This is a genomic window from Gordonia sp. N1V (assembly GCF_029269935.1).
In the GTDB taxonomy this organism is placed as follows: domain Bacteria; phylum Actinomycetota; class Actinomycetes; order Mycobacteriales; family Mycobacteriaceae; genus Gordonia; species Gordonia polyisoprenivorans.
Genome location: NZ_JARJDD010000029.1, coordinates 38,592 through 50,996 on the forward strand (window position 1 = coordinate 38,592; position 12,405 = coordinate 50,996).

Sequence of the window (12,405 nt, forward strand, 5' to 3'; positions counted from 1 at the left end):
GACAGTGTGGCCTTTCACGGGTGGTGGTGGGTGGTGGGTGCTGGTAGTGCCGGCATCTCGGCGAGGGTGTTCCATTCCCACACCGTCATGGCGGCCTCACCGAGCAGATCGCGGTAGTCGTCGACGACGGTGGCCTCCTTGCTGTCATTGGCCTGGTTGTCACCGTCGTCGAGTTCGTCGGCGCCGGCGGGTGCGGTGACGAGGAAGGCGGCCGTGGGTGGTTCGGTGTCGGTGAATACTGCTGCGGCCGAGGCCACCTCGGCGGCAAGGTTGTAGCGCAACCCGACCCGGAAACGCCGGTGCTCGCTGACGGCGGTGTCTAGGAGTAGTTCGGTGTAGGCCGATTCGGTGGGTAACCAGTGCTCGTCGACGAGCATCGGGCTCATCCGGGTGATGCTGGCGATCCCGGCCGCCGACACCGAGAAACTCGCGATCACCATCAGATGCGAGCGCTCGTCGGCTTCCCACCGTTCGATCACCTCCCCGAAATGCTTGTAGAGCCGTTTGTGGACATCGTCGGCCAGCAGGAACGGGGTGTCGGGAACATGTTTGATCGCCAGGCGGTGCCGTCCGCGGACCTCCTCGATGGCCTTGACCTCCCCGACCAGCAGCAGCAGCGGCACCGGTTTACCCGGAACGGCCCGCACTTTCGACCACAACGCCATCCGCCGGGAGCTGATCTGCGCACGGCGGGCAGCGTCGAACGGTTCGGGAATGTAGAGCTTCTGGCCCAGCGGGTGGCGTGTGGTGATCTTGCCGTCCGCGGCGCGCCGCAGATGCCACGACACGACTCGCCAGTTCCGTTTGCCGGCCATCTTCGGTGTCCAGGAGGTCAGCCCGGCCTCATCCCACAAATAGTGCAGCAACGCCCGCATCGTCAGTTTCGACCCGTCGGTGGCCACCGACTCCGCCGCAGACTCACCGCTGACCTCGGGGGCGGCGCGACCACCCCCAGCACTGAGCGGAAACCCCAACCGCAGGGTGGTGTGTCCGGCATCGGGATCATCGCAGATCGCTTCCCCCAGCACCTGACTCAACCCCGAGATCCCCGGTGGTGGTTCCCAACTCGCACAATCAGCGGCATGCGCCGACCCGGATCCGGGCATCCGTTTGACGACGAATCCGCTCGAGGTGGCCGCCACATACATCGGCACCCCCGGCTGCCGGCACTCACACAACGGCCGCACATGCCGCGCATGCGCGGCACCGAGGAGCCGTTGAGTGTCGGGGTCACCCATGACGCCGAGCGGTCGCCCGGCCACACTGAGCGCCGCGCTACTCATCGCCGAACCCGCGGGTATCGGTATCTCTCGCCGGCCCCGATGTGTCGGGGCGGTGCCGATAGCTGCGGATGATGGCGCCGCCGATGTAGGCGACGGTCCCGATCGCCACAGCAGCCACGATGCTGATCACCACGGCGGTTCCCAGCCACGAGGGAATGGGCGGCCACTTCCCATCGGGGATGTCACCGGCGAGGTCAACAGTCGTCGGCACGAAGTAGAGCAGTGTCATGGTGTGCGCTTCTTTCCGTCGGGGGTCGTAGGTGGTTGATCGACAGGCGCGGGCGACTCACCGGTGTCGACCAGCGAATGGGAGGTCGCGGAGCGGTGATCGGCGGCCACCAGACGAGCGTTGACCGCATCGTTAGCTGCCCGGGCAACACCCATGCTGGCGGTCATCGCGGGTGCCTGATCCGGTCCTCGTCGAGGGCGGCTGGGTGCGGGTATGCGGGTGCAGTGGGTGGCGACCAGTGCCGAGACGTCGTCGGTGGCGAGGAGGTCGGCGATGTCGCGGCGCCGGCTCGCGCACAGGTGGGTGAGGCTGGCGTACTGGTCGAGGACGGTGTCGGTGTCGTCGTGGTCGATGTCGGCCAGGGCGGCCACGACCGCCGGTGTCGCGGTGATCGGGTCAGCCATCCACGGCGCCCAGTGGTCTGCTCGTCCGCGCGCGGCGTAGAGGTGCACGGCCACCCACGTTGTGGCGAGGTGGGTGGTGATCATTGCGGTGTCGGGGTCGAAGAGGTCCGCTGCCACCGCGCGGCCGACCGCACACGCCCGCGCCCACGACCAGACGGTTGGGGAGGCACTAATGTTCTGGAGGTGACTGGTGGGAGTCATTGCGCGGAAACCTTTTTCATAGTGATCGGCCCATTGATCTGCACCAGGCTCAACGGGGAGGGTGGGGTCAGGAGCGCGGTGAGGATCGCGGTGTCGCCGGCGCCGAAATTCTGTGGGAACACATCGACGGTGAGTAGCTCGCCGTGCGGGCGGACGGCCACGACGGTCCCGGTCAGTGGCAGGTCCTCGGGTCCCTGGTGAACCCCGACGATGCGGACGGTGCTGCCGGGTTGCAGGTTCGCCGGTGCCTGATCGGTGGGCACGGTGACCGCAACCACGGCGCCGGTCATCCCCGGGGGTGCCGACGAGTGGGACGCGGCCGACGCCGGCGTGGACCCGGAATGCGGGCCGGCGGTCTGCTGGCTGGTGGTGCAGCCGGCCAGCAGGACTGCTGCCGTGCCCGCCACGGTGATTGCGGTCGCCACGCGCCGCACGGGGTGCGGTGTGTGGGCCGCAGGGTGTGCGCTCGATGGGTGGGATGTGCCGGGGGTGATGGTCATCGCAGGTGTCCTCGGGGGGTGGTGGGGGTCAGGCGGCGTGGAGTTCGCGGTTGCCGGTGATGGCTTTGTCGGTGTTGGTGAGTTCGACTTCCAGTGGTGAGCGCACGTGGGTCATGAAGATCGGTGGGGCGGAACCGATCTTGACCAGGCAGTCGCCTTGGCGTAATGCCATGAGCACGTTTTTGGTGCCGGCAGGCAGGTGATACATGCGGGCGGTTTCCAGGGCGTCGGTTTCGCGTTCCTGGCCGTAGAGGAACACGATCCCGGCTTCACGCATGAGCGCGCGGGCGGGCGAGTCTTCGGGTAGGTCGGAGATGTGGTGGAACGCCGACACCGTCGACAAGCCGAGTCCGCGGGACAGTTTCATGTTGGCTTGGAACACTTCGCCGGTGGAGCCGACGGCGGTGTGCCAGCCTTCCTCGACGATGAGGATGGTTTGTTTGAACGCACTGGATCGGGCGGCGCAAATGTTGGCCAGCAGTGTGTTGATGACGGTCATCACCACCCGCACGGCGGGCCCGTTGGTGGGCAGCCCGGAGATGTCGAAGTGCACCATCTGGTGTTTGAGGGCTTCCCGGACGTTCGCTGAGGTGGGTTGATCGACAAGGCCTTTGAGATCACCGGAAGCGAGCCGGTCGAGCGCGAGGCCGGGGTCACGGCCCCACCGGCGCGCTTCCTCAGCCCACAACTGCCCGAAGTGGTCGGGGTCGGCGGGCGGGTCGAGCAGCCACCGCGACAGATCGCGGATGGTCGCTTCACGGTGCTCGGCGCGGGCTTCGGCGTTGACGACTTCCAGGCCGCGGCTGACCGCGGCGATCTCGGTGCTTTCCAGCGCACGGCCCATGGTGTCTTCCAGGACGGCCTGCACCAGGTTGATCTGGCCGGCCGGGGTGACCCCGGCGAGGCCTTTGGCGTGTTCGCCGAGGGTGGCGATCATCGGGTCGAGCAGGTTCAAGCAGGCACCGGATTCGGCGTCGCTGCTGGCGAACCGGATCGTGGTGACCCCGAGGGCTTGGGCGGTCGGGGTGTATTCGCCGACCCCGTTCTGCAGTTTCTTGTCGATGATGACGATCTGGCGGCCGGGAATGAGTTGCCGCAGTAGGTACACCGTTTTGATCAGCGACGATTTCGCTTTACCGATGTCACCGATGACACACACGTTGATGTTGGACACCGCGTCGCCGTACAACTCGAACGGGTCGGCAATGACCATGGATCGGCCACTTTTGTTCAGCCCGGCCATCAACCCGTTGTGCCGGCCCGAGCGTCGGGTGGTCGCCAAATTCAGTGCTTCGGCCTGGCGGGTGGTCGTCCACGCACCGACCGCCATGTTTTCCCACCACCCCCACCGGTCGAGCCATTTACTGCGCGACGGTGGGTCCCGACGCGGAATCTCGCTGTCCCAGTCGATCTCGGCATCACCGGGATCTTCCGGTGCCAGCCAGGTGTCGTCGACGTCGTCGAGGTCGTCGACGACCGGGTTGGCCAGCTCGGTGGCCCACACCTGCTCACCGGCCACGCTGTCGGCTGCCGGTGCAGCGCGACGGCGGCCGAGCCGGGCGGCGAGACGATCGAGCCAGCGGCGCGTGGGCCGGTTCAGGGTGGCCTCGGCGGCGCAGCGGGCACACGGTGCGGGCCCGTCGTGCACATGCCCGTCACCGGGGTCGACGGCATCGAGTTCGATGACGGGTTCGGGGCGGTCGGTGTGCTGGCGTGAGGGATGTGTGCTGGTCATCAGTTCAGGCCTCTGCGAGTGAATTTCGGGTTGGGTGCCAGGCCACGGCCCAGCGGCAGGGTGTTGAACACCGCGATGTCGTGATCGTCGGTCTGCCAGGTGATCCGGCCGATCGCGGAGTTACTGGCCGCCTCGGACATGCGGGTCTCGGCCGCATCGAGGTCGTCGAGGGAGCGGGCGGCGACCGACACCCACATCGTGTAGATCACGCCGTGATGCCCGGACCCGGGCATCAAGTCCATGCGGCGGCGCATCGAGGAGCTGGCCATCACCTCGGCCGAGCCGTCGGAGATCCGTTCCTTCTTCGCCTCGGAATGCTGGCGCGCCATGTCGTCGGTGACATCACCTTTGGCGGCGTCCCGGGCGACGTGCTCGACGACGAAGTCCATCACCACCGACACCGTCCGGATGGTCGGCGAGGGTGGGGTGTCACTGTCGCCGGTGGCCGGAGTGACCCCGGTCAACAGCGGTGAAAGCCACAACGGGCCCAACGGGGTGGGGGCGATCGAGCCGGGCGGGATCTCCCCGACCCGCACATGCCACGGCGTGTCCGAGCGCGGGGACACCAGCACCGATTCCTCACCGCCAATGTAGGACGGGAAACACGAGGGCCACCGCGCACCACGGTGCGCATCGAGTTTGTAGGACGGGTCGATCAACGCCCGAAACACCGCGCACGCCCGCTGCTCACCGAGCATCGTCACTGACCCCAGATGCGCATCTCGCAGGGCGTCGATCGCGCGGATCGTCTCGTCCCGGATGACCGCGGCCACACCACCGATATACGACGCGTCTTTACGGCGAGCCAACCGCGCCGCCCGATCCGACAGTTCCCCCATCGCCGGGAACACCAGCGTGGCGTAACTGTAGTGCTCCTCGCATTCCACCGACGCCACGCTGAGCAGATCAGCGTAAGAGGCCACCGGCAGCTCGAGGACCGCTTGCTCACGCAACGCGTCTTCATCGGCCAGGATGCGCAGCGCATCGGCGCGCTGCGCTTCGGTGGAGTCCTCGAGGGCGGCGAGTTGTTCGAGTTGGGTACGGCGTTCGTTGACGACCCGGTTGATCTCGCGGTCGGCCCACCGCACATGCGGGGTCAGATCCGCCGGCACCGACCGGTGCAGCATCCCGATCCGGCGAATCATGGAGCTACGTTTGGCGAAACCCCGCAACGTCGTGGAAAACGCGAGTTGCCGATTCGCCCAATCAGCGTCGCCGAGGATGCCGTCGGAGACCCCTTCCAGCGCCAGGACCACCGTGTAGAACCGGCCGGAACCGGGGTTGTTGTGCTCGATGATGAACATGTCATCGAGGCCGGTACCGGACAGATCCAGCGGCCACGCTTTGCCCAACGGCACTGGAATCTCCCACCCCGGGTCCAGTTCGTCGTCGCCGTAGGCCTCGTCGGTGGGGGTGACGAACACGTGATGGCCGGCGCGGCGCCGAAGCCGGGTCCGTAGCTGGTGGACCTTGATCGCCGCCCACGACTTCTCACCTTTGAGTTCCAGTGTCGCCGCGACGGTTCCGATGATGATGAATGCCCCAGTACCCACCCCCCACCAGCCGGCGCCGATGATGATGAACGAGCCGACCGCACACACCGCAGCCAGCGTCCACGCCGCCAGCACCGGCGGCGGCACCCCCAAAAAGTCGCGGCGCGCGACCTCACCGCCGAGGATCGAGGTCCGCTGCTCATCGATGTAGGTCGTCATCGCAGAGAACCCTTCTCATCCTCACCGGTGCTGGTGATCACCGCCCGCGGCTTCTCGCCGCGGAATCGGCTTGTTACCGCGACGGTTCCGCCGAGGATGACCGCCCCGACGCCCACACCCCACCAGCCGGCGATGAGCAGGACCGCGCCGAGTGCACCCATCCCTGCCAGGGTTCGTACCGCCAGCACCCACGGCGGGGGGCCGAACAGGCGGGTATGCCGTGGTGCGCCGGGCTGCCGGTCCTCGCCGGGATGGGCGTTGTGGGTGCTGGTCATGCTTGGCTCCCTTCGGAACTGGGGGCGGCCGAGCGGGCTTCGGCCTGGGCTTTGGTGACTGCGGATTGGGTGGCGGCCAATCCCATTTGCGCGGCGATCGCCCCACCCGCGGAGGCGGCGCCACCGGCGGCGGTGATGACCTTGCTGTGCGCCAGCCGGGAGGACAGACTGGACACTCCCCCACCGGATTTCGTGTGCCGGCCACCGCCGTTGCTTGAGGTGGTTGGTGAGGTCGGCACATGGTGTGGGCCGGCGCCACTGGCGCCGCCACCGGAGTTGTGGCCTGTCCCGCCGCCGCTGGGTTGTGCTGCGGCGGTGTGCGCTGCCGACGAGGAGGCCCCGCCGGTGGAGTAGCCACCCCGGTTGCCGGCCATCATCATGGCCGCCGAGCTGGCTCCGCCGATCGCGCCGGCCGCGACCGACCCGCCCTGGCCGAAGCTGTCGGCATCAGATTTCGTCGGCAGCAGGGGTGCGTATTTGACTAGCGCCCACGGCGCCATCCCGACCATCACGAACCCGACGACCAGCACCGCGAGCTGGTACAGGGTTTTCATGTTCGCCTGTCCGGAGTAGTTGCCGATGGTCGCGTTTACTGACGCGAACAACACCCCGAGCAGGAGAAACAGCAGTGGTTTACTGCCGGCGACGCCGATGAACATGTACACCGGGCGGCCGGCCTTACGCCGCCAGTCCGGATGCACCCACATGCCGTAGCCGATCGCGGCGGCCACCGCGGTCAGCGGTAGCGCCAGGTTGTGCATGACCAGGCCGAAGAACACCGACAACGCCCCGAGTAGCAGCAATCCGAACAGCAGCAACCCGACGATGACCCCGCCGATCAGGGTGTCCTCGTTGAGTCCGTTGAGGACCGCGGACACGTTGTCGGTCATGGCATCGACGTCGCTGCCCATCAGTGCGGCGATCGCTTTGGTCAGCCCGTCACACAACGCCAGGACCATCGTCGCCAGCAGCGGCGAGTACATCATGAACATCAACCCGGACGGCATGTAGCCCAACAAATCTCGCCATAAATCAGCGGGCGCGGTTTTGTGTCCGGCGGCCCGCCACAACGCGAACAACACCATCAGGCACATCACGAAGATCCCGATGCCCGCTGAGAGTGCATACCAGCGCAGGAACCAGTCGGCGGTGACGTCGAACCCGCCGACCCCGGCCAGGCCCTTGATCACCGCGGGCACGATCGCGACCACAGCTTTCTTGAACTGGTTGGCCCACTGACCGATCACCGTTTGTGGGTCCTTGACGAAATCGATGACCGCGCTCGCACCCTTCCAGATGCCCGACCAGCCGCCGGGAAACACCGGCACCCCGGTCACAATGCTCAACGCATCCAAACCCATATCGCCCAGCGCGGACTTGAATCGGTCGCCCAGGCTGGTGTTGTCGGAGATCCATTTGCTGATGCCCTGATACAGATGCGCGACCCCGAGGTTCCAGTTGACGCATGCGGAGGCGTCGGTGTCGTTGAGGGCGTTGACATTGCAGTTGAGGAAGAACGCATGCCGGCAGTAGTTGGCCTGCATGATGTTGTCGGCGTCGGCGAGACCACTGCCGTCGCGGCACGGTTGGGTGTAGCGGTCGGTGTTGTAGACCTGACGCATCTTGGCCAGGCTGGTGTCGTCGGGTTTGTCGGCGAAATCGAAACCCCACGCGGTCAGCGACGGCCCGGTCCAGCGGGCGAGGTCGGCGGCACACACCGGCCCGGACGCCGGGTAGTAGTCCGCGCGGTCCCCGGGGAACACCGGCAGCAGACCGTCGCCCGGCGGGGTCAGGTTCCTGTTGACGAAATCCTCTGCCCCGTTCACGGTTTGACCATTGGCGGTGATGTTGGTGACGCCCTTGTCCTTCATCCACGCCTGGACCTGGGCGATCTTCTGTTCCTTGGTGCCCGTCCAATACATCAACTGAGCCTCGTGCGGAAACGACTCGTTGAGGTACTTCGCGAAATCACCGCCCTTGCCCGCACACGGACCCTGAAACCAGTCCGCGCCTTTGAATTCCGGGGTGCCGGCCACGAACTTCTTCAACTGCGCGGGAAACCCTTGCGGCAGTTCCTTCCCACTGGCCGACGGTGTCGAGGTGGGCGATCCCGTGCTCGGTGGGTCATCGGCGCGGGCGAGACCGGCGCCGCCGGCCAGGCCGAGGGCGGCCACCGACACGAGGGCGACCAGCAACACGATCGTCCTGCTCGAGTACCGGCAGAATGCCGAGACGACTGCGGCCCGCAGGCAAGTGAAGTGATGGCGTGGTGTGTGCTGCATGGCGGATCAGTCCACGAAGAACGTGTAGCGGCCGCCGGTGCCCTCCACGCGCAGCGGAGAATCGCCGGCCGGGAACATGGCCTGATCCGGGTCGGGGCCGAGCTGGAACGCCCAATCCGAGGCTTTCCAGTCCTGGGCGGTCCAGATCAGCGTGACCGTGGTCGTCGACCACAGGGTGCTCACCCCGACGCGCCCGCCGTCACTGATCGTCGACTGCGAGGCGTTGACCGACCACACTGCGACCTGCGCGCGGTCCTTGCTGAACTGGGTCACCGAGGTCACCACCGGCACCGAGTTCGTCGTCGACCCCGCCGACTGCGGATCTTGACGGCCACTGCTGACGTCGAGGACCTTGACCAGCGAATCCGACGGCTGCGGTGTGACCAGCTGATCACGCACCGCATCACCAGAGATCCGACCGAGCCGGGCTTCACCGACCGCGGCCACGAAATTCGCGGCCGCGCTCGCCGCTCCCGCCTTGTCATCGGTGTACCCGGATGGCACCCCCTTGGTGATCGACGTCGGGCCGTGCGCCGAACGAATCGCCTGACTTTGGCCGGCGTCGCCGGAGTCCGACGACGAACCGCCACCGACAGCGGCGATGATCGCCCACACCACCAGCGCCACCACGAGTAGCCCGGCGAGCCCGACCACCATCGGCCGGCGCCACCACGGCGGCGGGGACGTCGTGGTGGCCCCCGTCCCGTTCCCGGAGGTCAGCGTGGAGTAGTTCTTCTTGGTGGCGCTCATGCCGCACCCCTGTCGGTCAGCACGGTCGCCACAGTCGGCAGTCCCAGCCCGTGTGGCTGCTGCGGTGTGGAGTCGGGAGCGACGAGGATCGCGGCGATCACCAACGCGAGCGCCAACACCACGGCCACCGCGAGGATCGTCCATTGCAGCGGTGTCGGGCGGGTGGAGAACCGCCACCAGCGTGGTTTATCGGCCACCCGTGGCGCCCGGGTGGGGGCGCCGGGCCGGCGCCGCGAGGTCGACGAGGCAGCGCGCGGTGCGCGCATCCCCGCGGAGGTGGGGGTGATCCCCGAGTACTTTTTGGCCATGTCGGACAAGTCCTTTCAGAACAGAGCGCAGTGTTTAGGAGGTGGAGGGGGTACCGACGATGAACAAGATCGCGCCGACGATCACCCCGGCGCAGGCGACCAGCCCGAGTGCCCAGCTGGCGCCGGCGAGTTGTTCTTTGCCTTCGGCAACATCGCCGTAGGAGCCGCGGGTTTTCGCCGCGCGCACCGAGGCGGCGGCGGTCACCCACCGCCACCCGGTGTAGGCCAGGCATGCCGCCCACGTCGCCCCCAGCACCCGAGTCCAGGTGTTGTTCAGCGCGGGCCCGAACAACGACAAGTCCGGAGTTACCCCGTCGAACGGGTTACGGGTGGCCGCGGCCGCCACGCCGGGGTCGGTGAGCCCCAGCAGCGCGGCACTGAACACGAGCGACCACGCCAGCAGCACCGCCGACCGGCCATGGCGGCGCAGGCGACCAGCGCGGGACTCGCGCCTGGTGCCGCAGACGTCCTCGGTGCCGCGGACGTGCTTGGTGCGGTGGGTAAAGCGGTTGAACTGGATGATCATTGAGGACCTCCCTGACGATAGAAGGGCGAACGGGTGGGTGCGGGTTGCTGTGCCGGCCACGGTTCCCCGGTGGGTGGGCCGTACGCGGCCGGCGGATACGGCACCGGTCCGGTCGGGACCGGTCCGGTGGGCATCGGTGCGCCGGCGGCAGGCGGGTAGCCGGGGGCGTAGCCGCGGCGGGTACCGCGCACGTCGTGCTCGACGGGCCGGCGGATCGATTCGGGAACGAAGTCGACCTCGAAACGCATCGCGGCGTTGCGGTCCCGGGCAGTGGCCAGCGAATCAGCAACCTCGGCGGCCAACAGGGTGTAGGCGTGCACGGTGTCGCGGCCCAGATGGTCATAGCGGATAGGGGCGCCGTCACCGTCGAACTGCGGCTCATACGGCATATCGAAGAACCGGTGCACCCCGGACTGGCGGAGCTGTTCCTGGATTTCGGCGCCGATCTCCGGGCTCGCGCCGGGGGTGGCGGTCATGACCACGATCGCTGAGGCCACCAAATGCTGTAGATCACGCGCCAACAGGCCGTCGAGCATCTTCGCGACCGCCAGCGCGGAATCCTTGCGGTAGGTCATCGGGATGACCAGCTGGTCGGTGTTCTCCGTGGCCCACCGCCAGTTCGGCTTCAGATCGTCGTTGCCGGTGTCGATGATGACCATCGACCGGTGCCGGCGCAGCACCGCCATGATCGCCGCGCATTCCTCCCACCCGATCGCGGCCATCCGCTTACTCGAGGAATCCGACGCCAGGATCTCGTCCTGGGTGGGTTGGCGGCGCAGGAAATAGTCCAGCATCCCCGATTCCGCACCCGGGCTGCACAACTGCTTGGCGTGCTCGAGAACATCCCACACCGTGCGTTCGGTGCGCGGGTCGGCGGCGCCGACCGCCGCGCGCATCGCCAGGGTGCCCTTGGATTCGTTGGCATCCCACCCCACGACACCACCACCACGGTGCATCCCCATGGTGTTCGACAGCATCAGCGAGGTCGGCGTTTTCCCTTGTCCGCCTTTGACATTGATGACACTGACCGTCGACATCCCGGGCAGCGCCTGGCGGATACGTTCGATCGCCTCCCGGTGGGCGGCCTCGGCCGACTCCGGTGTCGGGCGCAGCTTGGTACCCAACGCCGCGTTGAATCGGCCCCGCCACCCCCACTGCGCGGGCAGCTCAGTCGGATCGTAGGTGCCACGCAGGAAGGCACTCGCGCCCCGCCCATAGGCGTCACCTGGGCCGCGCATCGCCGGATCAGGATCGAACCGGCCGGCCGCCGCATCGGCATACACCGCAGGCTCGGCATACACCGCGGCCTCGCCGTACATCGGCGCCTCGGGGCCAGCAGCGGTGTAGGCGCGCGGTGCCGTAGGGAACCCTCCGGGGTAGCCGGCGGAGGGATCTGAGTAGCCCTCGCCGACACCGGAATAGGCGCGTGGACCCCCATGGTCGGCACCGTCAGCGCCGCCCGGCCGGTGAGCCGGGACCCGGGGAATCTGACCGGTGGTCTCGGTGGCCCGCTGCCCACCGGCCTCCGCGCGGGCCGGCGCCGGCTCGGCGGCGGCGTCGACGTCGGCCGTCGCGCCCACCGGGGTGCTGTCGCGGGCCGCGTCGTCACCCTCGACATCACCACGCTGATCGACACCGCGTTCGTCGACACCAGGTTCGGTGGCGTCGTGATCGTCGACCGCATCAGGTTCGGGTTCGGGTGCTGGGCGCAGGCTTTGGTTACGCAGGTCGACCGGCGGCTCGGCGCTGTAGTCGTCGGTGTCGTCGCCGCGCTCGTTGGCGTGGCGTGGTGGCAGGGACAGATGGGTGGTGCTGCGTTGGGGGTGAGCCATGGTGGCTGCTCCTTCGTTGTCGGCCGGGACCGGACCCGGCTCATGGGTGGTGGGAGTGGTGGAGTGGTTGGTGCTCATGTGATGTCCTCCAGTGACCGGGCGTCCTCGTCCTCGAGGGCGCTGGTCGTCGCGCGGTGTCGGGTGCGGGTGTATCGGTGCCGGAGGTAGACGCGGCGACCGACGAGGGCGGCGATCAGCACAGCCAGCGTCACCGCCAGATACCAGCCCGACGCCCGCGCGGGGAGTTCACTGGCGATCGCTAACAGCACGAACAGCAGGCCGGTAAAGCCCACAGCGAAAAGGGCTTTCGACTGCCACGGCACTTTCGGACGGCGGGTACGGACAGAACTCATCGGTGGTGACTCCTT

13 protein-coding genes are annotated in these 12,405 nt (G+C 67.6%); all 13 read right to left on the reverse strand.

The annotated features are described in order from the left end of the window. Nucleotides 1-14: 14 nt before the first annotated feature. On the reverse strand, nucleotides 15-1,283 hold the full coding sequence (locus P3L18_RS25375; protein WP_276115659.1) for a DUF1173 family protein: 1,269 nt from the start codon (nucleotides 1,281-1,283) through the stop codon (nucleotides 15-17). Beyond that, a complete protein-coding gene (locus P3L18_RS25380; RefSeq protein WP_276115661.1) occupies nucleotides 1,276-1,512 on the reverse strand; it encodes a hypothetical protein in 237 nt (78 codons plus the stop codon). Before P3L18_RS25380 ends, P3L18_RS25375 begins: the two co-directional genes overlap by 8 nt. Beyond that, nucleotides 1,509-2,117: a hypothetical protein gene (locus P3L18_RS25385; protein ID WP_276115663.1), complete on the reverse strand. Its 609-nt coding sequence runs from the start codon at nucleotides 2,115-2,117 to the stop codon at nucleotides 1,509-1,511. Before P3L18_RS25385 ends, P3L18_RS25380 begins: the two co-directional genes overlap by 4 nt. Then, nucleotides 2,114-2,542 (reverse strand): hypothetical protein, encoded by a 429-nt coding sequence (locus tag P3L18_RS25390; RefSeq protein WP_276115664.1) that lies wholly within the window; start codon nucleotides 2,540-2,542, stop codon nucleotides 2,114-2,116. Before P3L18_RS25390 ends, P3L18_RS25385 begins: the two co-directional genes overlap by 4 nt. A 103-nt stretch (nucleotides 2,543-2,645) precedes the next feature. Further along, entirely contained in the window at nucleotides 2,646-4,352 is a 1,707-nt protein-coding gene (locus P3L18_RS25395; protein WP_276115665.1) for an ATP/GTP-binding protein, read from the reverse strand. Continuing rightward, nucleotides 4,352-6,064, reverse strand: coding sequence for a hypothetical protein (locus P3L18_RS25400; RefSeq protein WP_276115666.1), 1,713 nt, complete (start codon nucleotides 6,062-6,064; stop codon nucleotides 4,352-4,354). The genes P3L18_RS25395 and P3L18_RS25400 overlap by 1 nt, the downstream gene beginning before the upstream one ends. Beyond that, nucleotides 6,061-6,339, reverse strand: coding sequence for a hypothetical protein (locus P3L18_RS25405; protein WP_276115667.1), 279 nt, complete (start codon nucleotides 6,337-6,339; stop codon nucleotides 6,061-6,063). Before P3L18_RS25405 ends, P3L18_RS25400 begins: the two co-directional genes overlap by 4 nt. Then, nucleotides 6,336-8,621, reverse strand: coding sequence for a hypothetical protein (locus P3L18_RS25410; RefSeq protein WP_276115669.1), 2,286 nt, complete (start codon nucleotides 8,619-8,621; stop codon nucleotides 6,336-6,338). Before P3L18_RS25410 ends, P3L18_RS25405 begins: the two co-directional genes overlap by 4 nt. Before the next feature lie 6 nt (nucleotides 8,622-8,627). Next, the gene (locus tag P3L18_RS25415) at nucleotides 8,628-9,371 is read right to left on the reverse strand and encodes a hypothetical protein (protein WP_276115671.1); all 744 of its coding nucleotides are present in this window, start codon (nucleotides 9,369-9,371) and stop codon (nucleotides 8,628-8,630) included. Beyond that, a complete protein-coding gene (locus tag P3L18_RS25420; protein ID WP_276115672.1) occupies nucleotides 9,368-9,679 on the reverse strand; it encodes a hypothetical protein in 312 nt (103 codons plus the stop codon). The genes P3L18_RS25415 and P3L18_RS25420 overlap by 4 nt, the downstream gene beginning before the upstream one ends. 34 nt (nucleotides 9,680-9,713) lie before the next feature. Continuing rightward, entirely contained in the window at nucleotides 9,714-10,205 is a 492-nt protein-coding gene (locus P3L18_RS25425) for a hypothetical protein (protein ID WP_276115673.1), read from the reverse strand. Further along, the gene (locus tag P3L18_RS25430) at nucleotides 10,202-12,115 is read right to left on the reverse strand and encodes a hypothetical protein (RefSeq protein WP_276115674.1); all 1,914 of its coding nucleotides are present in this window, start codon (nucleotides 12,113-12,115) and stop codon (nucleotides 10,202-10,204) included. Before P3L18_RS25430 ends, P3L18_RS25425 begins: the two co-directional genes overlap by 4 nt. Continuing rightward, nucleotides 12,112-12,390 (reverse strand): hypothetical protein, encoded by a 279-nt coding sequence (locus P3L18_RS25435; RefSeq protein ID WP_276115675.1) that lies wholly within the window; start codon nucleotides 12,388-12,390, stop codon nucleotides 12,112-12,114. Before P3L18_RS25435 ends, P3L18_RS25430 begins: the two co-directional genes overlap by 4 nt. Nucleotides 12,391-12,405 lie beyond the last annotated feature (15 nt).